This is a genomic window from Paraburkholderia tropica, from assembly GCF_914484835.1.
In the GTDB taxonomy this organism is placed as follows: Bacteria; Pseudomonadota; Gammaproteobacteria; order Burkholderiales; family Burkholderiaceae; genus Paraburkholderia; species Paraburkholderia tropica_A.
In genome coordinates this window covers 79,455-100,625 of the sequence record NZ_CAJZAR010000043.1, presented here as the reverse complement: position 1 = coordinate 100,625, position 21,171 = coordinate 79,455, and the positions used below count along the sequence as shown (strand labels likewise).

Annotated in this window: 28 protein-coding genes; 21 read left to right on the top strand and 7 right to left on the bottom strand. The window is 63.4% G+C overall.

The features are described from left to right. Positions 1-28: 28 nt before the first annotated feature. The 4 genes from LDO54_RS12990 to LDO54_RS12975 form a co-directional block, all read right to left on the bottom strand. A complete protein-coding gene (locus LDO54_RS12990; protein WP_224010863.1) occupies positions 29-1,249 on the bottom strand; it encodes a DUF1173 family protein in 1,221 nt (406 codons plus the stop codon). Further along, the gene (locus LDO54_RS12985; RefSeq protein WP_224010862.1) at positions 1,242-1,568 is read right to left on the bottom strand and encodes a hypothetical protein; all 327 of its coding nucleotides are present in this window, start codon (positions 1,566-1,568) and stop codon (positions 1,242-1,244) included. Before LDO54_RS12985 ends, LDO54_RS12990 begins: the two co-directional genes overlap by 8 nt. Positions 1,569-1,574: 6 nt before the next feature. Then, complete coding sequence (locus LDO54_RS12980) at positions 1,575-1,775, bottom strand: hypothetical protein (protein ID WP_224010861.1); 201 nt, start codon at positions 1,773-1,775, stop codon at positions 1,575-1,577. Positions 1,776-1,933: 158 nt separating this feature from the next. Beyond that, the gene (locus tag LDO54_RS12975) at positions 1,934-2,653 is read right to left on the bottom strand and encodes a hypothetical protein (RefSeq protein ID WP_224010860.1); all 720 of its coding nucleotides are present in this window, start codon (positions 2,651-2,653) and stop codon (positions 1,934-1,936) included. An 86-nt stretch (positions 2,654-2,739) separates the two neighbouring features. Between LDO54_RS12975 and LDO54_RS12970 the strand changes: the two genes are divergently transcribed. From LDO54_RS12970 to LDO54_RS12930, 9 genes are all read left to right on the top strand, one after another. Beyond that, positions 2,740-3,108: a hypothetical protein gene (locus tag LDO54_RS12970; protein WP_224010858.1), complete on the top strand. Its 369-nt coding sequence runs from the start codon at positions 2,740-2,742 to the stop codon at positions 3,106-3,108. Between the two features lie 86 nt (positions 3,109-3,194). Continuing rightward, a complete protein-coding gene (locus LDO54_RS12965) occupies positions 3,195-4,214 on the top strand; it encodes an N-6 DNA methylase (protein WP_224010856.1) in 1,020 nt (339 codons plus the stop codon). Positions 4,215-4,426: 212 nt separating this feature from the next. Continuing rightward, positions 4,427-6,085 carry a PRTRC system ParB family protein gene (locus LDO54_RS12960; RefSeq protein ID WP_224010854.1) on the top strand — a complete coding sequence of 553 codons (1,659 nt, stop codon included), beginning with the start codon at positions 4,427-4,429 and terminating at the stop codon, positions 6,083-6,085. An 87-nt stretch (positions 6,086-6,172) separates the two neighbouring features. After that, the gene (locus LDO54_RS12955) at positions 6,173-6,643 is read left to right on the top strand and encodes a PRTRC system protein E (protein ID WP_224010852.1); all 471 of its coding nucleotides are present in this window, start codon (positions 6,173-6,175) and stop codon (positions 6,641-6,643) included. An 11-nt stretch (positions 6,644-6,654) separates the two neighbouring features. After that, positions 6,655-6,873: a PRTRC system protein C gene (locus LDO54_RS12950; protein WP_065058042.1), complete on the top strand. Its 219-nt coding sequence runs from the start codon at positions 6,655-6,657 to the stop codon at positions 6,871-6,873. Positions 6,874-6,969: 96 nt separating this feature from the next. Beyond that, the gene (locus LDO54_RS12945) at positions 6,970-8,109 is read left to right on the top strand and encodes a PRTRC system protein F (protein ID WP_224010850.1); all 1,140 of its coding nucleotides are present in this window, start codon (positions 6,970-6,972) and stop codon (positions 8,107-8,109) included. 9 nt (positions 8,110-8,118) lie between these two features. Next, entirely contained in the window at positions 8,119-8,838 is a 720-nt protein-coding gene (locus tag LDO54_RS12940; RefSeq protein ID WP_224010848.1) for a PRTRC system protein B, read from the top strand. Beyond that, complete coding sequence (locus tag LDO54_RS12935) at positions 8,835-9,470, top strand: PRTRC system protein A (protein ID WP_224010846.1); 636 nt, start codon at positions 8,835-8,837, stop codon at positions 9,468-9,470. Before LDO54_RS12940 ends, LDO54_RS12935 begins: the two co-directional genes overlap by 4 nt. Then, positions 9,467-10,279 carry a PRTRC system ThiF family protein gene (locus tag LDO54_RS12930; protein WP_224010844.1) on the top strand — a complete coding sequence of 271 codons (813 nt, stop codon included), beginning with the start codon at positions 9,467-9,469 and terminating at the stop codon, positions 10,277-10,279. The genes LDO54_RS12935 and LDO54_RS12930 overlap by 4 nt, the downstream gene beginning before the upstream one ends. 81 nt (positions 10,280-10,360) lie before the next feature. On the opposite strand, the gene LDO54_RS12925 is transcribed toward LDO54_RS12930, so the two are convergent. After that, positions 10,361-10,684, bottom strand: coding sequence for a DUF2471 family protein (locus tag LDO54_RS12925; protein ID WP_224010842.1), 324 nt, complete (start codon positions 10,682-10,684; stop codon positions 10,361-10,363). Positions 10,685-10,687: 3 nt separating this feature from the next. Further along, complete coding sequence (locus tag LDO54_RS12920; protein WP_224010840.1) at positions 10,688-10,984, bottom strand: hypothetical protein; 297 nt, start codon at positions 10,982-10,984, stop codon at positions 10,688-10,690. A 73-nt stretch (positions 10,985-11,057) separates the two neighbouring features. On the opposite strand from LDO54_RS12920, the gene LDO54_RS12915 reads away from it, so the two are divergent. The 6 genes from LDO54_RS12915 to LDO54_RS12890 all read left to right on the top strand — a co-directional run bounded on the left by LDO54_RS12915 (position 11,058) and on the right by LDO54_RS12890 (position 15,194). Further along, positions 11,058-11,330, top strand: a complete 273-nt coding sequence (locus tag LDO54_RS12915) for a hypothetical protein (protein ID WP_224010838.1) — start codon at positions 11,058-11,060, stop codon at positions 11,328-11,330. Between the two features lie 220 nt (positions 11,331-11,550). Further along, positions 11,551-12,024 carry a hypothetical protein gene (locus LDO54_RS12910; protein ID WP_224010837.1) on the top strand — a complete coding sequence of 158 codons (474 nt, stop codon included), beginning with the start codon at positions 11,551-11,553 and terminating at the stop codon, positions 12,022-12,024. Between the two features lie 91 nt (positions 12,025-12,115). Continuing rightward, positions 12,116-12,508: a hypothetical protein gene (locus LDO54_RS12905; RefSeq protein ID WP_224010835.1), complete on the top strand. Its 393-nt coding sequence runs from the start codon at positions 12,116-12,118 to the stop codon at positions 12,506-12,508. An 8-nt stretch (positions 12,509-12,516) separates the two neighbouring features. Further along, on the top strand, positions 12,517-12,984 hold the full coding sequence (locus LDO54_RS12900) for a hypothetical protein (protein WP_224010833.1): 468 nt from the start codon (positions 12,517-12,519) through the stop codon (positions 12,982-12,984). 199 nt (positions 12,985-13,183) lie between these two features. Next, positions 13,184-13,594 carry a hypothetical protein gene (locus LDO54_RS12895; protein ID WP_224010831.1) on the top strand — a complete coding sequence of 137 codons (411 nt, stop codon included), beginning with the start codon at positions 13,184-13,186 and terminating at the stop codon, positions 13,592-13,594. A 79-nt stretch (positions 13,595-13,673) separates the two neighbouring features. Then, positions 13,674-15,194: a hypothetical protein gene (locus LDO54_RS12890; RefSeq protein WP_224010830.1), complete on the top strand. Its 1,521-nt coding sequence runs from the start codon at positions 13,674-13,676 to the stop codon at positions 15,192-15,194. A 21-nt stretch (positions 15,195-15,215) separates the two neighbouring features. Here LDO54_RS12890 and LDO54_RS12885 read toward each other — a convergent pair whose 3' ends face one another. Then, positions 15,216-15,566, bottom strand: a complete 351-nt coding sequence (locus tag LDO54_RS12885; protein ID WP_224010828.1) for a hypothetical protein — start codon at positions 15,564-15,566, stop codon at positions 15,216-15,218. A 102-nt stretch (positions 15,567-15,668) separates the two neighbouring features. Here LDO54_RS12885 and LDO54_RS12880 point away from each other — a divergent pair, with 102 nt between their 5' ends. From LDO54_RS12880 to LDO54_RS12855, 6 genes are all read left to right on the top strand, one after another. After that, positions 15,669-15,959, top strand: a complete 291-nt coding sequence (locus LDO54_RS12880) for a DUF6723 family protein (RefSeq protein WP_224010826.1) — start codon at positions 15,669-15,671, stop codon at positions 15,957-15,959. Positions 15,960-16,155: 196 nt separating this feature from the next. After that, positions 16,156-16,380 carry a DUF3717 domain-containing protein gene (locus tag LDO54_RS12875; protein WP_224010824.1) on the top strand — a complete coding sequence of 75 codons (225 nt, stop codon included), beginning with the start codon at positions 16,156-16,158 and terminating at the stop codon, positions 16,378-16,380. 137 nt (positions 16,381-16,517) lie between these two features. Beyond that, positions 16,518-17,552: an ATP-binding protein gene (locus LDO54_RS12870; protein WP_224010822.1), complete on the top strand. Its 1,035-nt coding sequence runs from the start codon at positions 16,518-16,520 to the stop codon at positions 17,550-17,552. Positions 17,553-17,692: 140 nt separating this feature from the next. Next, on the top strand, positions 17,693-18,607 hold the full coding sequence (locus LDO54_RS12865) for a hypothetical protein (protein ID WP_065058028.1): 915 nt from the start codon (positions 17,693-17,695) through the stop codon (positions 18,605-18,607). A gap of 7 nt (positions 18,608-18,614) precedes the next feature. After that, on the top strand, positions 18,615-19,811 hold the full coding sequence (locus LDO54_RS12860) for a vWA domain-containing protein (RefSeq protein WP_224010820.1): 1,197 nt from the start codon (positions 18,615-18,617) through the stop codon (positions 19,809-19,811). Between the two features lie 304 nt (positions 19,812-20,115). Further along, the gene (locus LDO54_RS12855; protein ID WP_224010817.1) at positions 20,116-21,162 is read left to right on the top strand and encodes a CpaF family protein; all 1,047 of its coding nucleotides are present in this window, start codon (positions 20,116-20,118) and stop codon (positions 21,160-21,162) included. Positions 21,163-21,171: the final 9 nt, after the last annotated feature.

The window sequence follows — 21,171 nt, the reverse complement described above, 5'->3', positions numbered from 1 at the left end:
CTTTCAGCCTACTGCGCGCAGCACAAAGTCAAGTTCTAACGGAAGCGGGCGGCAGTACGATGTGTTCGAGCGATTCGCGCTCCACGTTCCATTCAACGGCCGGAATGCCGCGCGCGGCACGCAAGGTCCGCTTCTCTGCCTTGCGCCGCTCGTAGGTGGCGAGGCCGTTCATGCCGTAGACCTCGATGTGGGTCGCGGGACGCGTATCCAGTAGAACGAAGTCGGGCAGCATGTCGTCGTTGGCAGCCATGCGAATGGGCTTCTCGAAAATCCGACGCTCCGCGACGAGCCGATTGGCCATGGACACTTCGTGGATGGAATCGCACGGGAGAAAGGTCGACGAGCACAGCATGGCAGCCATATCCACGACGCGCAGGTGCCCCTTCGTCGTGCGCTCGACGAGCAGCAGCGCGATCACGCGTGCGTTGCCGTCGCCGACGGCGCGCCACGCGTGCGCATACGTCTTTGCGCAGTGGTCGACAAACTCGGTCGACGTGAAGTACTTCTGGCGCCGCTGACGCAGCGTGATGGACTTCCCATAGGGCGTGTCGGCGACCTCACCCAGCTCGCCGACGATCAGCGATCGGCGCGAGACGTTGCCGTCGTTGCTGATTCGCCCGATGAACGCCTCGAACTCGGTGTTGATCGCTTCGCGTTCGCTTTCCTCATAGCGGCGCATCACGTAGAGCACCTCGTCGGCCGGGGAGCCGTTGATCTTCGCGTCCGCGCCCAGACCCGCCACAAGCATGGCGTTGACCGCGCCCCAACCCCGGGCCATCGACGTGCCCGACCACGAGGTAAGGCCTGCGCTTTGCCACAGGGTTTGAAGAAAGGCGAGTAGGGGCGCGCGGCGGCGGGTGGGCCGTGTTGCAGTGCCGGTCTTCGGCGCGCGGGCGCCCGGCGTAACGTCGCGCTGGATCAGTGCGGCGTCCAGACGTACGTTCAGGCCGTCTGGTCCGTTGATGATCGCCGCCGTTGTGTCGCCGCCGGTGCCGGCGCGCTCACGCCCGGGATCTTTCTGGAAGTCACAACCCTGCGCGTGGTGAACCCCGTCGTCGGGCCAGCCCGCGAGGTGGAGCAGCGAGCCGTAGCGGCGAATGACGAGCTGTCGCGGGTGATCGGCGCGGCAATGGCAAAGCGCATAGCCGGGCGTGACCTTGGCGCGTTCGAGCGCGCGCGCATAACGCGCGGGACTCTCTTGGACCTCGGCCAGCGGGACACGCACGCCCGCGAACGTGACATCAGGCATGGTTTGCTCCATCTCGAGCTGTGCGGTATTCGCGTCCGGTCGCGCGATCGGTGAGAAACCAGGTGCCGTCGGAGAGGCGCGTGACGTGGCACGATGGGTAGAGGGCGTGCATTGCGAGCCGTTCGTTGGCGGCGCGCCGTGCTGCGCGACGCCTTACCCACCTGTCCAGCAGTGCGACCGCGGCACAGATAACGATCAATGCGCCGAAGCCCACGTACGCGATCCACGCGTGGTGAAAGATGAGTGTCGAGCGAACGATGATCCATGCGCCCAAGGTAGGCACGGCGACAATCAGAAGATATTCGAGTCGTGAGTACATGGGTAGTCAGGCAAGAATTTCGAGGCAATCTTCTGGGCCACGCCAGAATGAGCCGTCTGCGGTGTCGAGCACTGTGACCATGCCGGTGTCAGCATCGTGCTCGGTGACGACGCCCTCGCCCCTGTCGGAGACGCTGGTCTGGTAAAGAACTCGGCGCAGGCGCAGCGGTGTCGAACCGGAAGGTGGAGTTGCGGGAGTGGCAGCCATCGTCTCATGATGGGGCTGGAGGACGATGCACGTGAGGCGAAAGCACGCAGATTTTGCGCTGCTTTGCGGGAGATGCTATTGAGGCGAGAAAGCTCCACAAAAACTGAAGCTTTCCGCGTTAAGGCCGACAGGCGCCTGTCGGCTATCAGTTCATCGGATCACTCAGCGCGAGTGCGGCGCAGCGAAACGTTTCCGGTGACAGGTACATCGAGCATCATACGAATGCGGCGATGAAGGTCGCTGTAAAACGATCGCAGCAGTGACGGGCCCGACGTGAAAGCCATCCGCGCACCTGCAAGCAGGAGATAAAGGAACAAGAAGAGATTCACCAGCGTCACCGCAGCCATATGAATGGCTGCACCAATAGCAGCCGCGTTGTCGGCGTGTGCCTTGAGAAACGCCGTCAGGGCAAGAAGGGCCTGGGCTAGATCAACCGGCGTCAGGAGGCAGCACGCAAGCGCATATAGTCCCCCAAAAGCTGTCATGACGAGAAACGTCAGTGCTGCATGCCACACCATCGCCTTGAGCAGGTCACTGAACGCGGCGACGTAGTTGCGCGGATCGGTTGCGCACGCCAAGCGCATATCGGCGTATACCGGCTCACTGATCTGGCCGACGCTTACGCCGTTGATCCCAACGTTCACGACGTTCGTGTCGCTGGCTGCTGCAAGCTCACGCCGCAACTGGACCAGCTTCAGGCGTCTGGCACCTTCCAGGCCGAGGCCAACAGCAAGCGAGAAAATCACCGCTTGCGCCACCTTCAGGTCGCCGGCGCCGGATAGCGACGGCAGGCCGAAAAGCAGAAAGACCACCAACGACGATACGGCCGTGAAGGCGAGCGAACCCGCCCACGCGCGCCGCCTGTTTAGATCTGGCATTTGAATTCTCCCGTGTATGTGCGGGCATCATTGCCACGCGAGTCCATTCTCCCGTGTGCGCTGCGCGGGCAACGTGCGCAAAGAGCGTGAAAGCCAACGCCATAGGCGTGCTAAGCATGCGCCAGGGAAATTTATCCACAGACTTATCCAAGAAATCTGTGGATAAGCGCAGGAGCACGAAAGAGGGCGGCAGTCGGTCCTCTTTCGTGGTGCTGAAACCGCTATGTGGCGCTTACGATCAGTGCTGCTTTCGCGTCATCGACGCATCGACCTTCCAGCGCCGCTGGACATTCATTATTAACTTCGCAAGGAGCACCCTTGAAAACGCTCAGGTGGCTTCACGACAACCTTTTTCATTTCGTCATGGTTCCGGTGTTCGCCGTCGCATATGGGGTTATCGCGCTCGGCGTCGCGCAATCACTTGGAATACCCATTCCGCGCTGATCACGCATTGAGTTGCTGGCCACGGCCGGCGAATTATTTTCCCTCTGGGGCATGACTGCCCCGATGGGCTCATGCCTCCTTCAACTACGGAGCGGGCATGAGCCGCAAGAGCGCAGAGCGCAAATTCAACTACACGGCAGATGAACACCAGCGCGAGCTGGTATCCCTGCTCAAGCAGTTCTCTTACGGCCATCACCTCGACACGGTGTTTCGCGATTTCGTCGAGATGGCGGCGCTTGCGATCAGCAATCGCGTGGACCGCGCGCAGTACGATGTGCGCGAGAAGCGTTACATGGATATTGTGGGCAAGTACAAACCGGAAGAGGTTCAACGCTTCCCGGCGATGTTCGCCGCACTGACGGGGACATTCGAAGTTCGTGTGCAGGGCATGCTGGACGGCAGCGGCGTAGGCCTCACCGACGTTCTCGGCGAGACCTACATGATGCTTGGCATCAGCAACGATCGCTGCGGCCAGTTTTTCACGCCGTACGCGCTGTCGAAGCTGATGGCCGGGATGCTTGGGGGCGATGTCGCTGCGCGAGCCGACGCCCAGGGCTTTGCGCGTGTGCAGGAACCGGCGTGCGGCGCTGGCGGAATGATCATCGCGATGGCGGAAGCGTTCCACGAGGCGGGCGTGAACTATCAGCGGGCGCTTCACGCGACCTGCGTCGATATCGACCAATGCTGTGTGCACATGGCCTACGTGCAGTTATCGTTGCTTCACGTTCCCGCAATGGTCGTGCACGGCAACACGCTCAGCATGCAGGTCTGGGGACATTGGTACACGCCCGCGCACGTGCTTGGCGGCTGGAACCAGAAACTGAAAATGCGCCGCGCGTGGGATGCGTTGCGTGGTCTGCTTGACGGTGGCGCGCGCGATGATGCTCAGCACGACGACGCTGCTCTGTTGCCGCCGCCCGTCGTTGAACAGGTCTTCGAACCTGAACCGATGGCGGGACCGGCGATGTCGGAGGATTTCGCCGACGTCGCCGTGCTCGAACGGCCCGCCGAAGTCGTTGATACGGACGGACTCGCCGATATGTTCGAGGAGGCCGTTGGCGCGCAGCCGCACGCGAACGCGTTCTTCGAGATCGTCGATCAGCTTGCGCTGTTCTGAACGAAGGCCCGGGACCAAATCCCGGGCTTTTGTTTTTTTAAAAGCCGTATCGGAAATCTGATCTTTTCCGGCGCGTGGCGTCCATTGGCGCGATATCGTTCACTCACCTACCGCGCTTTTCGCGCATCGACTCAGGCCCGCATGGCCTATTTTTCTTCACCCTTCGGGAATCCTCTCCCGTTGGGGGCGGGTTCCCTCTCAGGAGACCCGCAATGCAATCCAATACGCTTCGCCTCGGCGACATTCAACCCGGCCGCAACCCGCGCAAGTATTTCGATCCCGCGAAGATGGCGGAAATGATCGAGTCCGTGCGCGCGCAGGGTGTCATTCAACCCGTGCTCGTGCGTCCGCTCGAAGACGGCCAGCATCAGCTCGTCGCGGGTGAGCGCCGCCTTCGTGCCGCACGCGAAGCCCACGGCGAGGACTACCCGATGCCTGTCGTCATTCGCGAGATGGATGAGTTTGAAGCGCGCTCTCTGGCGCTGATCGAAAACATCCAGCGCGATGACATGGCACCCTCGGAGGAGGCTGTCGCAGCAGCGGAGATCGTTGGCCTCTGCCAGGGGGACCGTGACGAGGCCGCGCGCCAGCTCGGCTGGACACGTGCCGTTCTCGACGCGCGCCTCGCGCTGATGAATTGCAGTGCGTCCGTTCTGGACGCGCTCAATACCCGCACGATCAAGCTCGGCCACGCCGAACTGTTCGCCGCTTTCACGAAAGAACAGCAGGACAAGATCCTGCCGGTCGTTGTGAAGGAGGGGCATACGGTTGCCGATCTGAAAAGCGTGCTGGAGCGGGCCTCGTGCTCGCTCTCGGCCGCGATCTTCGACAAATCGGATTGCGCGGGCTGCCAGCACAACTCGGCCGCACAGGCGGAGATGTTCGGCGAGTCCATTGCCTCGGGCAACTGCACGAACCGAAACTGCTACAACGAGAAGACGGAAAAGCAGCTCGACGCAACGGCCGCAGGCCTGCGCGACGAGTTCCAGACCGTTCGGATCGTGCGTCCAGGCGACAACCACACGCGCATCCAGCTCGTGGCAGATGGCGCGAAGGGCGTGGGCGTCGAACAGTCGAAGGCGTGCTATGCATGCCAGAACTTCGGCGCCGCGGTCAGCGCTCTGCCCGACTCGCTCGGCAAGGTCTACAAGGGCCAGTGCTTCGACACCGTCTGCAACATGAAGAAGGTGGCGGCGCGCATCAAGAGCGAGAAGCCGGAGCCCGCAGCTGCGAAAGCGGCTTCGTCAAATGGCACGTCGAAGGCTTCGAGCGCCGCGAAGGGCGAGAAGCCCGCTGCGGCTGCACCCGAAGCGACGGTGGTGTCCGAGTCCGACCGCGTGAAGACGTATCGCGTTGCGCTCTGGCGCAAGGCGCTGCGTCGCGAGGTGAGTCAGGATGCGGCGCTCGCGCGTCGATACCTGCTCGCGATCGTGGCGACGGGGCAGGCGCGCAGCATCGAGGCGGGTCCGCTCAACACGATCTGGGAACGCCTCATCGACGACAAGCCGTCTGTTGGCGACTTCGGCAAGGCTGCAACCGCGGCCGCGACGCTGGCCGCCGACAACGAAGGCAAGTTGATGATCGCCGTCACGATGTCCGCAATTCAGGGCGTCGACGTTGCGTACCTCACGACGATGTGCCGTCACCACAGGCTCGATCTCGCAAAGCACTGGAAACTCGACAAGGAGTTTCTGGAGCTGATCACGAAATCGGAAATGAAGGTGGTGGCCGACGAACTGGGGCTGCGCGCAGCGATGGGCGAGAACTTCAAAAAGGTGTTCGGCAAATCGAAGTCCGAAGTGATCGACGCGTTGCTGTCGGTCGAGGGCTTCGATTACGCGGGCAAGGTTCTGAAGGTCCTGAAGTTTTGATGCATGCCACGGCGTTCGCCGTGGCTTTTCCATTTTGCGCCGCCCGGTCTGATGACCGCGCGGCGCTTTTCATTTGAGAGGTTATTCATGTTCCAGCAACTCGAAGCGCTCGTGCGCGAGACCGGCAAGGTCACGCTCATGATGAAGATGGCCGGTGACCAGATGTCGGTGGTCGTGATGCCGTGCGCGGACTCGAAAGAGGCCGCGCTGCGCCAGCCTCTCGTCCTCACCGCAACGCCGGCGGAACTCGATGCGGGTTTCGTGCAGGCGCTGCAATCGTTCGAAGGCGCACACCGTTCCCTTGCGGAGCAGGTGAGCGCGACGACCGAGATCCTGCAGGCGGCCGAGAAGTCGCAGGCGGGCAAGGCGCAGAAGGCGCTGTCGAAGGGCTCGAAGCCGGCGCTTCCCGCGCCGAAGGGGGCGTCCGACGACGATACCGATGATGCCGACGGTACCGAAGGTGGTGGCGACACGACGGACTCGACGCAGGCCTCTGACACGCCCTCGCCCGCACAGGCAGGCGGCGACGGCAAGACCGATCTCTTCGCGCTTCTTTGAGGAGACAGGCCATGACGATCAGCATCGCAAAGCTCATCCGCGAGTTCACCTACAACGGCATGAAGTTTGCCGACCCCGGCCCGGCGTTCAGCCCGAACGATGTTCGCGATCTCTTCTCGGCACAGTATCCCGAGCTCACGACCGCAACGGTCGACGGGCCCGAGATCGCCGGGGACATCGCCACCTACAGGTTTGTCCGCGCGGCGGGTGCCAAGGGCTCCAATGCGTAAGGACACGCTATTGCGTGCTCTCCGTGAGGGGAGCCTCTCCACTGCACAGGAACCGCCCGAGAGGGCGGTTTTTCTTTCCGACGAGGAATCAGCACTATGTTCTTCGACCCTTCGAGAACTGATCAGGACGTCGAGGGCGGCTCGCTCGCGAGCTGGCAACCGCCACGCGCTGCCGCTGCCCGAGATCGAGCTGCCAATGATTTTCTGAGCCTGCCATCGGTCGCTACGCAGGTGCCGCTGTCGGGCACCATGAAGTGGAAGGCCAGCGAAGAGATGTCTGCGTTGATCCTCGCGCATTTTCGCTATGGCCCGTTGCGGGCGGCGGACGTGCACGAACCATCGGACGAGCTCAACGCGTTTTCCCAGGCGTTCTTTGCCTGGGTGGCGCGGCAGAAGGGCGAGTTCTCGCGGTTGACGGTGCGCCCCATGCTGCTCGATGCCAACGCGGTTGGTACGACGCTCGAGCATGTGTGTCTGGACAAAGACTTCATCGCTGCATCCCCCTTGTATCTGGGCTTTTGCCTGCCAGACGAAAACCTCTTCGAGATGGCTTCGCATGTCGAGGCGCTGCGCTCTGCGCATCCGCTTTTGCTGCGCACCGTACTCAACGTCATTGACGAGGCCTCGTATCGCACCGTGATGGTCCGCTCGCCCCAGTGGTTTCTCGGCGAGTTTGCGGCGTGGTTCTGGGATGGCGATCCCGATGCGTCCGACAAGGACGCGATGGAGGCGCTCAGGGAGCGCTTCGGCGCGGACGATTCCGACATTGCCGCGTATCTGCCCTCTACGGCCAGGCCGCTGATTTGTCCGGACGATGGGATGACAGGCAGCTGGCGCGACGGCAAATGGCGACGTCGGCCGCTGCTCTCGCCGACGCAGATAAGGTCGCTGCGCCCGAGGCTTCGCGGCAAGGCGCGCAGGGTCTGTACCGAACTGCTCGCGCTGGGTTCGTTGATGCGAAAAAGCCGAACCCGGGATCTTCTGCGCGGCGAGCCGTCGATCATGCCGCTGTTTTCGGCCGTCTCGTTTGTGGTGTCGGGCGATGAGACCTACGTGGGTCAGATCCTCGACGGCACGATCGAATCGGCTTACCAGGGCGGCGACCACTGCGAGTTCGCTGCGTTTTCCCCTCTGTCCACCAGGGCAGGCGACATCTGCAGGCAGTACGCGGACTGGTCGCTTGCTTTCCAGATCATGACTCGCCTCGACAGGCTCCTGTCGCTGGTGACCTCCTAGGAGCATTCCATGAAAAATGTCGTTACCGGCAAGGTCGGCAGCGCAGTTGCGCTGACCTCTGCAATCCTGCTCTACGAAGGGGCAAACGGTGCGTGCTACGCAACCGTTCATCCTGTCGAGCGTCAGGGGCGTAGCGAACGCACGGTCATCGGCGCAGGTCGGCCGGTCACGCGCGATGCGCTCGTCACGGCACTGCGCGCGCTCGACGAGAACGCTGCCGCCAAAGCGGCGTTTCTTCCACCCACGGTGCTTGGTCTGAACAGCCGCGCCGTGACCTGGTGGTGTCCGCCTGCGATGCGCCGCGTGTTCTTCAAGTCTGAGGAGATCGGCAGGCGCACGGCCGTTGTGCCGCATCCGGGGCTGGTTTTTCAGGCCGGGATTCACGGTTTTCGCGTGTTCTCCGTCAACGTTGCTGACCGTCCGGGCCCGGACACTCCGTTGTTCGAGCCGCCGTACTTCAACACGTGGGATGACGGCCTGATCTGTGTGGGCTCGGCTCGCGTGCCAACGCACATCGACGTGGACTCGATCGCGGGCTGGGAATCGGGCTTCTTCGATTCCGCGTTCACCCATCCGAACAACGGTGGGAAGCGCGTCGCCTATGAGAACGGCGAATTTGCTTTCTGGCGCGACATGCTCGATGGCAAATTCAGCGCATTTCCTCTCGAAGCGCTGGTGCCCACCGGGGAAACGGTACTTGATCTGATCCACTCGCGAGGTGTGGCATGAATCCGGTCGATGTTGCCCTGCAGGGCTCGTTTCCTTCGGTCATGGTCCCGACGCGCGAGCCTGTCGCGCCGATGGGCGGCCCCGGTGAGCGTCTGCTCATCGCGTCCAACGGCGTGTTCCTCGAGATCAGCCGGCCATGGGTGCGTCTCGTGCGACGGCTCTCGTCGTTCGACTGGCGCACGCCCGTGCCGTACGGCGCGGCGGCCGAGCACACCGACCTGAAGTGCGGGCCGGTGCCTGCAGGCCTCGTGGCGCAGTTCGCGCAGATGGCCAGCGCGGCATTGCCGAATGAGGCCGGAGCATGGATCGTGTGGAACGCGGAGTCGGGCGATTTTCGCCTGGTGGCGCTTTCTTCGTTGTCGCACGGTCCGGGCCATCTGCATTACGAGCGGCCCGAGCTGCAGGCGGGTGAATCTCTCGTCGTCGACTGCCACTCGCACGGTCACAGCCGTGCGTACTTCTCGTCGACGGACGATCGCGATGACCAGCACGACGTGAAGTTCGCGCTTGTGCTGGGCAACTGCGATCGCACGCCGTCGGTGGCGCTGCGGTTGTGCATCAAGGGGCGTTTCGAAGTCGCTGGCGCGGTGCCGCAGAACTGGCTGGCGGCGCTCGCAGGGGAGGTCGTATGAGCGCGATCCTGCACGCAACGCCCGAGAGCATGCTCACGGGTGCCTGGAACGTGGTCGTGGTGGGCGCTGGCGGCACAGGCAGCGCGCTGCTGCCGTCGCTCGCGCGCCTGCATCACGCCATGATCGAGCTGGGTCATCCGGGCGGAATCAAGTGCACGGTCTACGACGATGACACGGTCAGCGAGTTCAACGTCGGCAGGCAGGGCTTTTATCCCAACGACGTCGGGCATTACAAGGCGTCGTTGCTGGTGAACCGCCTGAACCTGCTGATGGGGACGAGCTGGACGGCTCTGCCGCGGCGTGTCGATTCCACGATCAACCTGCAAGCCGACATGGTGATCGGTTGCGTGGACTCGCGCGGCGCGCGGCATGCGATCGCCCAGGCGGCGAAACGCGGCAAGGTGCGTTACTACCTGGACTGCGGCAACGAGACGGATCGTGGTCAGGTCATTCTCGGCGAGTTCGGCAAGCCCCGGCACGACAGGCTGCCCCATGTGGGCGACCTGTTCCCGGACATGCTGAACGCGAAGAATGACAGGGGGGACGATACGCCTTCGTGTTCGATGGCGGACGCGCTGCGCAAGCAGTCGCTCGTCATTAATCAGGCGATCTCCGTGCAGGCGTTCAACCTGCTCTGGTCGCTGTTCCGCAACGGAGGCCTGACGTTCTCGGCGGTGTTTGTGAATCTCGCCACGGGACGCACGAACCCGGTGCCAATCGATCCCACAGCATGGGCGCGGTTCGGCTACGAGGCGCCGCCCGAGAACAAGCCTGCGAAGAAACCCGCGCGCCGCCGCAAGGCAGCATGATTCGAGTGAGAAGTCTTTTCCTTCGACAACGCCGCCCGCTTTTTGCGGGCGGCTTTTTTTTGCCCGTCGACCCGGGCGAGGTCAGTGCTCGACCTGAGTGTCGAATGCGTCGAAAAGGGTCTGGATCAACGGATGCAAATTCCCACCGTCTCCTGAAAGCGCGGCGTCGTCCGGAGGCAGTTCAACCGTTGCGGCGAGTGGCGCGAGCAGGTCGGCCGGCCAGCGCGATGCCAGGCCAACGTCGGCGAGCGCCTCGTCAAGGATGGCGCGTGCGGTGTCGCCGCTCAGCGCCATGCCCTGCGCGCGGTAGCGCTCGGCGATCACGCGGACGGTTTGTGCCACGTCGGCTTCGAACCGGGCGCGGCCGCGCCGGATGGCAAGTTGCTCGTCGTCGAGGGAGGTCATGATTCAGTGCTCGGGGCAGGGCGGTCTCAGGCCGTCGGCCAGGCGCGCGGGGGCGATCTCGGTCGTAGTGTACGTGCCGAATCCGCGCACGACCAACGGATCGTCGGCGAGGATGGCGTCCAGACGTGCCCGCGGCAGCGCGCCCGTGATCACTACATGTTCGCCGTGGCCCGCGACCGCGCCGGCAGCGACGAATTCGCCCATGGCCAGATGCCCGTCGAGCCACAACGCGCGCAGTTCGTCCATACCCGCCGGAAGCCCGGTGGGCGGCAGGTTTGGCGAGAGTGTCGAAATATACATGGCCTGAATTCCCGGAGTAGAATACTGTATAAATATACAGTTATTTTCGACCATGAACAGACCCCCGAGGCCAATGCCGGAGATCGGCGAGTTCGTTGATGCGCTGCGCGAGGCGTTTGGCGCCGACGAGATCAATGCAATCGTGCGGCGCGGCCGCGCGGGTGAGCCGGTGTTCTTCGCCCGCGAAGCCGGGCACGAGTTCGGCACGCCGCTGCCGTCCGGCCGGGGCTGGGACGCGGCGGGCGTGCGCGACCGGCACTACTGCACGGGCTGCGTGGGCGAGTGCGTAGAGACGGGGGAGCGGTGCAGCGCGCGGCGTGCCGCCCCCTCCGGGCGAAACATCTAGCGAATCGGCGAGCATTTGATTCGCTGCGCGCGCGCAGCCCCCACATACTGTCCCTATTCCTCGCGCCGCTGGCGCATCGACCTACCCGCAGCAGCATGCTGTTGTGGGCATTTTCTTGAGGCCTTCCAGGCCAACGGGCTCTTCGCCCGCTATTTCTACCCCGTTGGGAGCCAACTCCCAATAGGGACGCGGCTCCCTTTTTTATTCCAGGAGCCGCACCATGATCCGCATCGTTCTCAGTGTCGTTGTCGCAGTTGCTGTTTCGGCTCTTACGGGCTGCGCCAACCTGACGGACTTCGGCTCGCCGAACATCTATCAGCGTTCGGACGTCCAGCGCGCCGGCACGCTTGAACCCGCAGTGGTCATGCGTGTGCGTCGCGTCACCATCCAGGCGTCGTCCGGTGGCTCGGGGTTTGAAAACCTCGTGGTCTCCGGCGTCAGCGCTTTCCTGGGTTCCCAGGTGATCGGCAACGGTCGCGGCCGTTATATCGCTGGTGCCGTCTCCGGTGCTGCATCCGGTTTCATCGCGCAGCACGTGAGTGCCGCGCTCTCCCGCACCGCTGGTCTCGAAATCGTCGTCCGCAAGGCCGACGGCTCGTTGCGCGTCATCACGCAGCCCGACGATCAGCTTTTCTCTCCCGGCGACCGTGTCCTGCTGATGGACACGAACTCCGGTATCCGCGTCACGCACTGACGCACTTCACTCGCCGGCGCAAGCCGGCTTTCTTCCTGCGCGGCGGGGCACTTCCTTGTGAAGCGCCCCGCCTTTTTTTATTGAGGTTTCCATGAGCCACACCAACCGGGTCATGCACGCCGACCGCCGCAGCGCGGGCGCCGAGCGCGATGCCCGCTTCACGCGCCGCGCGCGCGGCTTTCTGCACCGCGTCGCTGGCGATCTTCGCCTGCGCGCGGGTGAACACGAGATCAAGGCCGAACCCGCCCGTCGTGGCAACGGCTGCCGCGTCTCGCTCAACACCAATCGCCTCATCCTCGAAGTGACCGACTCGCCCGCACGGGGCACGGTCGCGATGTCGTTTCGCACCCGTCGCGGCCGCTCGGACCTGTCCGGTGGCGGCGACAACACGGTGAGCGCGGAGCAGCTCGGTTCCCGTGAGGGATATGAATCGCTGCTCAGCGCGCTGCGCCTGGCCAACGGCCTGGACAGCGAGCGACGTTAGGGGGCAGCATGGAAATCGTAAGCATCGTCGTCGAATATGCCGGAGGTCTGAAAATTTCCGAGGGCGCGTCATTCGATCCTGCTACCGACGTTGTCTACCTGTCGGATCGTCTCCAGCAACTCCTGCGAGACTGCGACACTACGGAGTCGCCCCCGCGGATACTCGTCGTAGCGTCGGGCGTGAAGTACCACCTGCTTCAGCAGCCTGACGGTTATCGACGTGGTGAGGTGGTTGGCACCGAGGCGCTTCAATCCGTGCTGCCGTTTGGCAACTTCGGGCACGCCTGGAACAGGGACCAGCGACATCAGTTTGGACGTTTTGCGCATACCTTGTCCGCGGCGTCGATTGCTGGCGCCATTGGCTACTGGCATGCCACTACAGTCTGGACGTACACAGCAGCGGCGAACGTTGTGATGCTGGTGTTCCTCTTTGTGATACTGTTTCTGCGAGGCATGGATTCCATGAACGGAGAATGAGCATGGGTTTCGGATTGTTTGCTCTCGTCGTCGGGCTCGCTGTGTATTTTTACGGTGGTCACATGACGAATCGAGGCCGCGAGGCGGAACGCGAGCATCGCTCGCATACGCGCTAAATTCACTTTTTGTCAGTTTCAGGCTGACGTATCTAAGGGCTGCACCTTCGGGTGCGGCCCTTTTCCGTTTCTGGACCATCCACATGAATACATCTGAACTCGATCTACCGGTCGCGCTTGCGGCCGCGCCGTTCGACACCACTGGCAAGACGGTTGGCGTAGTGGCCAACCTGATGGCCGGCCGCCTGCGGCAAGCTGAACTGGAACCTCAATGGGTCATTGAGGCGAACTGGATCAACGACGGGAACGATTCGGTGTTCGGTCTCAAGGCCAACGCACCGTGGCCCGAACGCGTCGATCGCGACCGGCTGTGCCTGTCGGTGGCCACCGGCCACTCCGAGGGCTGGATCATCCAGATCGACCACGTTCGCCTGCACGCCGCTGGCGATGGTGGCCACTGGAGCAGCTTGCCGCTCGTGCGCATCAAGACGTTGACGCGCTCGCACGCGTGGGCCGTCGCGGCCGCCGTGTCGCGCATTCTCGATATCGACTGACGCCGTTTTCTCTTTCTCTCTTCCCTTGCGGGGCATCGCCCCGGATGGGTGGTGTCTCGCGCTTACGGAGCCATCATCCATGTATACGCTTTCCACTCCAGACGCGTTCTTCAGCGCCTCATCGCTCGTTGGACTGTTCCCGCTGTTCAACGACGCGCGCGTACGCGAAACCGAAACGGCGCAGATCGTACTGGCAGGCGCGCCTGACGGCGTGTTTGTCACACGCTACAACGGCGTGCTCGCGCTTCGTCAGCCGGGATCGGCATCCGATATCGTGACCTCGATGCTCGAAGAGCACCGGCGTGCCGCGTTCGTCGAGAACGGTACCGCGCAGCGCCAGTCGTGGCAGGTCGAACGCGCCGCCTGGAACGCGTTGTTCGATTTCACCGACATCTGCCGGCGGCCGCAACTTCTGCTGTCGTCTGACCAGATTGAGGCCGAAGAGGCGGGCGCACGGGAGCGGGGAGCACAGTTCTTTCTCTCGGCAATCTGCTCCGAAGCGCTTCGGTCGGCCTACGGGTTTGCAGTCTGCGGGCCGGATATCCCCGGCATGCGACAGACCAACAGTCGTCACGAGGTACAGATCGCGTATGCGCTTGCGCTGGGTCTGCCGGTTCCCGATCGCGTGCTCGCTGCGTATCGCTTGGACGGGGACGGCTTCGGCCGCGGACTCGAGTGGGCGGCAACGCTGGCGGCGCTGCCCGAGCTTCGCGGTGCGATGCCAGTCGCGAAGCTGCGCCCGATACTCGGCGTCATGCGTGGCGACGGCAAGACGGTCGACGCGAACAATGCCGACATCCTGACGATGCTTGCCCGGTTGCTGCCCGATGAGCCCACGTATCCCCAGGTCGACGATCTGTTGCATACGCACGGGCTGATCGGCGATCTGCCGCTACCGGAGATATTTACCCGGCCGGTCGATATTGGGGAGCCTGTCACGCCGCTCGCGGCGCGCGTGCGCGATCTCATCGCTACGAGCATCCGCGAGCGCGACATTGAACGGGCCAACAGCGAGCTGAAGGCCGGCAATATCAGCCGCCGCGCGCATCGCCAGCGCTGTGACGTCGCGCGCCTGCAGCACGTGCGCCATGGCTACGATCACGGCAACCGCCTGGCGCGTGCCCTCGCCAATCGCGACGTCGGCACGCTTCTGGAAACGCTCGACCGTGCCGACGAACACAACCGTGCAAGCAAGCAGGCGTTTCGGGAGATCTTCGGTGTGAAGCTGACCGGCGTGCGAGCGGCACAGCGTCGTCGCGCGATCTTCGGCATGTGCGGATACAACGAAGAGCAGCAGGCCGAGTGGGAGCGTGACGCGACGCAGCGCAAGGCTGAACGTGACGCGCAGCGCGATCTTGAGTACGCGCGCGAGATCGCTGGCCGAGCGCGCTACGTCGTGAGCGGGCATGGCGAACTGTCGGGCGCCGAGCATGTCGATCGCGCGATCCGCGATGGGTACTCGCGTATCCAGAGCTATCGCCGCGGCGCGGCGCACGTGTATGCGCTGGCCCGTGGCAGCGAGGCAGAAGCGCGCAGGCTGAGTGCGCAGGACGGTACGCTGGCCTACGCGCGCGCGTTGCTCGAACAGCGCGCGGCCTGATTCCAGCCGCAGTTCTATCCCTTAAACCGACCGGCGCCTCGAGCGCCGGTTTTTTTTGCGCGATTCATGCCGCGCGTCGGCGCGGCCGTCTCCCACTGCGCGGGGCGAAACGCCCAGACCTTCCCCGGGGGGACAGAACGCGGTCCGGTGATCGTAGCCCGGCTTGTGTTCGTAGAGCCAGTAATGGCAGGCGACCACGTGCGACGCGAACGCGTCGCCCCGCGCCTTCAGCAGCCGCATCCAGTTAATGACGATGCGCACAGTCGGGCGCGACTCTGACTCGTCACGCAGGCGCGCAACAAGAAACCGGTCCACCTCTTTGGGTGTTCCCAGCAGGAAAACGTCTGGAGAAAGATCGGAGTCGCGAACCATGGTGAATGCGGAGCGATCAGTGTCCACGCAGTGTACAGCGTCGCGTTACGGGTGCGCTTCTTGCGGACCGTTGGCGGAGTGAGTGACGGACTGGAGAGTGTAATGTCGATGCGCAAGGCTCAGTTGCAGGCTGCGCGGCTCAATGCAGCCAGGGGAAAGGTGCGAGCGCCTACGCGCGACGACTATGACGTCGACATTCATCCGGAACGCATCGAGGAGGGGCGCTACTATGCCGCGCTTCGGATCTTGCGCACCACCGACGGCAAGCTGATCTATCCGTTCGATGGATGCGCGCGCCCGGGACCATGTACATCGGCCGACGAGGTGAAGGAGGCGGCGCGCTCGATGGCGAACGAGTTGATCCGAGCAGATGTCAACGATCCTGAGGCATGACGCGGCACGTCGAAAGCCATATCGAAATCAGCAGCATTGGAGACGATCCGCTGTCGTTGCAGGCCTACACTGGCATCTATCACCCGCGTCCCTGACGCATCGACCACGCCGGCGAGTCCGGCATTCATCCCGCCTGCAAGGGACCACGTCCCCGTATGGGCGCGGCGCTTCCAGGCCTTCTCCAGATGGAGGCTCCATGAACCAGCCAGACGGCACCGTGTCGCTCGCGCAGATGGAAAGCGCGATTAATCACTGGCGCGATCGTCGCCCGCCCGTTGATGCCGAACACGCGGCCCTGTGCGCAGAAGCCCGCGCGCTCGCCGACGTGTACGGCTTCATGATCTACCACGGCCAGCAGTGCGTCGAACGCTCGACGCTTACGCAACAGCAACTCGCCGCTCTCGCGGCCGCTGCACTGTAATCCACACCGCGCGCCTCACGGCGCACGCATCGTCTTTATTCACTCGCCGCATCTGCGGCCTCTCCATTCACCCCGCCGGGACACGCTCCCGCCGGGGACGTGACTCGCCCGGGGCTTTCTGCACAGGAAACCTCACCATGCAAGTCAACGCTTCCCAGTTGATATCTCTCCTTCTCGCCTACGTGCCCCAGCGCCTGCCGGTCATCGTCAGTGGTCGCCCGGGCGTCGGCAAGAGCGATATCGTCGAGCAGGTCGCGAACGAACTCGATCACGATCTGCTGATCAGCCATCCGGTCGTCGAAGATCCGACCGACTCGAAGGGCCTGCCGTTCGCAGCGCCCGACGGTCAGTCGGCGCGCTTCCTGCCGTTCGGTGACCTCGAGCGCGCGCTGCAGGCGCGCAAGCGGCCGCTGATCTGGTTCCTCGATGATCTCGGGCAGGCCGCACCCTCGGTGCAGGCCGCGAAGATGCAACTGCTGCTCGCACGTCGCATCGGCGAGCACAAGCTGCCGGACAACGTCACGTTCCTCGCGGCCACCAACCGGCGCAAGGACAACGCGGGCGTGAGCGGCATTCTTGATCCACTGATGGACCGCTTTGCCACGCACGTCGAGCTGGTCGCGGACATCCAGGAGTGGACGTCGTGGGCACTCACCCATGGCGTGCCCGCCGAGCTGGTCGCGTTCCTGCGCTTCCGGCCGGACCTGCTCTCCGCGCAGAAGGCCGCGGGCGACATCTCAAAGTCGCCGAGTCCCCGCAGCTGGAACTTCGTGGCCAGAACGATGGGCGTGGTGCCGAAGGATCTGGAACTGATCTCCTACGCGGGTTCGGTGGGCGAGGGTGCTGCGAAAGAGCTGATGGCTTTCATCGGCATCTATCGCGAGTTGCCGTCCCCCGACGCGATTCTCGCTGCGCCCGATGCAGCCGCGATTCCAACCGCTCCGTCGGCGCTTTACGCGATCAGCGCGGCGCTGGCGATGTACGCAAAAGAGAGCAATCTCGCCCGCGTGCTGGTCTATGTGAACCGTCTCATCGACGCGGGCTGCGCGGAGTTCGCCGCCCTGCTGGTGACGGATGCCGTACGCAAGACCCCGGCGCTCGCGAGTACGCACGATTTCATTCGTGAGTGCACCGGCGCCGAGAGTCGTATCGGCAAGCTGATCCACGGCTGATTCCTGTCTTTCGTCAACGCATCAGACCTCGCGGCGCTCCCACTCCGCAACTTCCTTCCTGCTGGTCGCGGGCGCATCGCGCTCGCGCTTCGTTGTCATTTTCCGCACTTTCATTTCATTCATTTTCTGGAGCTATTTCCATGAACATCACCGATATCCAATCGCGCGTCATGCTGTGCTCGGTCACCATTTCGTCGTGGGCTGCCCGCCGCTTCGATGAGAAAGTCACCGAAGAGGTGGAGAAGAACCACGCCACAAAAGGCATCGGCCGCTTCAACAAGCGACTGCTGCCCGAGCACGCGCCGAGCTTCAAGGAAGTGATGTCGCTCGGCGGTCGCATTCGTCGCCACTTCTACGACCACACGCTGGAGTACAACCAGCTGTCGGTACGTCTGCTGCCCACCCAGATCTACATGGAGTTCGCGGAGCAGATGCGCCGCATGAAGGATGAGTTCGATCTGGCCGTGCAGGTTTTCCTGACCGACTACCTCGACCTCAAGGAACTCGCGCGCGCCGAGATGAACGGCCTGTTCAACGAGGCGGACTATCCGACGCTCGCGCAGCTTGGCGAGAAGTTCGGCGTTCGCATGTCGGTGCTGCCGTTTCCCGACGCCAGCCAGTTCGGTGTCGATCTGCCTGAAGACGTGCTCACGAGCCTGCGTGGCGAAATCGATCAGCACGTGATGCGCTCGATCAACAACGCCAATCAGGACATCGTGCACCGCCTCTACGACGCGGTGTCGGCGATGGCCAACCGCCTGTACGCGAGCAACAACGTGCGTATGGACGTAGCCGACAATGTGCGCGAGCTGTGCGGTCTGCTGCCGAAGCTGAATTTCAGCAACGATCCGCAGCTCGTCCATATTCTCGAACAGGCCAAGCGTCATCTGGCCGTGCACACGGGCAACGACCTGAAGGAATCCGAGGTGCTTCGCTCGCAGGTGGCCGCGAAGGCCAGCGAGATCGAGGAACTGATGGAGGCCTTCATGGGCGGCAAGCCGCAGGTGGCCATGCCGACGTCGGGTCACGCGCCGCAGCTGCGCATCGCAGCGTGAGGTGACGATGGATCCCCGCATCTCGAAGCAGCGCACGGCGCTGGTCATGGACCAACCGTTTTTCGGCGTGCTGGCGCTTCGCCTGAAGGTGGTCGAGGATGCGACATGCAAGACGTTCTGGGTGGACGGGGAATCGCTGGGGTACAACCCGGCATACCTCGCCACCCTCAACGATCATGAGTGTCGTGGCGTTCTCGCGCATGAGATCCTGCATGTGGCCGGCGGGCACTGTTTCCGGCAGGGCCCGCGCGACGCTGAACGCTGGAACGACGCGTGCGACTACGCGATCAACCCCATCGTCAGACAGGCGGGCATGGCATTGCCGCCAGGTTGCCTCGACGATCCGCGCTTTTATGGGCGATCGGCCGAGGAGATTTACGCGGTCCTCACGCAGGAGGCGAGGCAGAAGGAACAGGAGAAGTCTGGCGGCAAACCGGGGGCGAACGCGCCCGGTGGGCAACAGGCACCCGCGAACGGCGCGAACACACCGTCAGCGGCTCCCGATCAGTCTTCCCCACCGTCCTGCGGCGAGGTCCGCCCTTACCCGACGGCCGGCGACAAGGCGGTAAGGGAAGCCGAATGGCAGGTGGCCACGCTTCAGGCTGCGAAAGCAGCCCAGATGCGCGGCAAACTGCCAGGAGGGCTGACTGCGGTCGTGGAAGCGGCCGCCGAGGCGTCGGTGGACTGGCGTTCGATCCTCATGCGGTTCGCGCAGCAGGTGACCCGCGACGACTACAGCTATGCGATGCCAAATCGCCGGTATCTGCATCTCGGCTTCTATCTGCCGGCGTTGCATAGCCCGGCAGTGGGAGACGCGGTCTTTGTGCGTGACGCCAGCGGTTCGGTTTTCGACGAGACGCAACGTCAGTTCGCTGGCGAAGTGATCCACGTCGCCGAAACGCTGCAACCGGCGAGGCTGATCGTGCTGGACTGCGATACCCGCATTACCCAGGTGCAGATATTCGAACGGGGCGACCCGATCGAACTCGCGCCGGTAAAGGGCGGTGGGGGCACGTCGTTCGTCGAACCGTTTGCTTGGATCGAGCGCGAGGGCATCAATCCCGCGTTTCTCGTCTACCTGACGGACATGGACGGACGGTTTCCGCAGTCTGCTTCGTCGTACCCGGTTTTGTGGGGCGCGACCGTACCGCTCTCTCGCATTGAAGATCCACCATTCGGCGAAGTCGTCGAGGTGATCGTCTGACAGTGCCAATTCCCTGCACACAGCCCGGCTCATTTGAGCCGGGCTTTTTTTTCGTCTGCAGCGCATCGGGATTGGCTGTCGACCTGGCCGACGACTACGCGATTCGTGTCCGGGCAGGCGGGTCAAAAGCTGCTCAAAAAGTGGAGCTTTCCGCAAAAAGGCCGACAGGCGCCTGTCACCCCGGAATCGACAAACCAGCGCGCAACTGGCTCCCCGCAGGCCAACGAAGACGTCATTGCAAAGCTGCCGAATATAGCGGCCCTTTCGCTCCATCGCGGCGACGGCGCGCCGGAAAAATACCAGCATGTCCGAAGATGCCGATACTCCTCTCCTGCGATTCAACCGCCTTGAAAAGAGCGCGGTCGATCTGTTCTTCGCATCGTTGCGTCCGCTACAGGAATATTTCGAATCGCCCGACGTAGCCGAGGTGATGGTCAATCACCCCAGCGATATCTGGATCGAACGCCGCGGCGTGCTCAGTCGCCTCGATCTGGAAATCCATCCAGCGATGGTGAACGGTGCAATTCACGCGCTCGCGTCGTCCGTGGAGAAGTCCGCCAGGGCAGGGACCGGCCAGGGCATTCTGAACGCCGGTCACGGGAACCTGCGTATCGCGGCGGTCATGCGCCCGACCTCTATCAACGGCGACGCCTTCGCAATTCGCAAGCATCTCGACAAGAGCCTGTCGCTGGATGACTACGTGAACAAAGGCGCATTTTCGCTCGCGCGGGCACGTGACGACCGGGAGCACGAGTTTTTCCCGCCCGGCACCGAAAACGAGGCATTGCGCCAGGCGCTGCGCGAAATCGTGCGTGCCCGCAAGAACATCCTCGTTGCGGGCGGCACGTCTTCGGGCAAGACAACGCTGCTCAACGCGATCGGCGCAGAGATCCCCGACACGGACCGTGTCATCACGATCGAGGACACGGCGGAGCTGAAGCTCACCGTGCCGAACCTGCTGCGGCTGCTCTCGAATGCCGATACCGGAGTGACCACCCAGATGCTGGTGGCGCTTTGCCTGCGATTCCGCCCTGACCGGATTGTGGTGGGGGAGGTGCGCGGCGGCGAGGCGTACGACTTCATCCAGGCGCTGAGCACCGGCCACGATGGTGGCCTGGGTTCGATCCACTCAAGCAACGCCCGTGGCGGCCTGCGCCGCCTCGAGAGCCTCGCCATGCTCGGTGTGCCGTCCGGTACGCGCTGGGACATCGCCGATCTGCGCGAAAACATCGCCAGCTGCTTTCACTACGTCGTGCACATGAAGCGCACCGGCGAGCTGCGCCACGTCTCCGAGATCCTCGAAATCCGCGGCGCCGACAACGGCGAGTACATCCTCAAACGCGTTTTCTAACCCACAGGA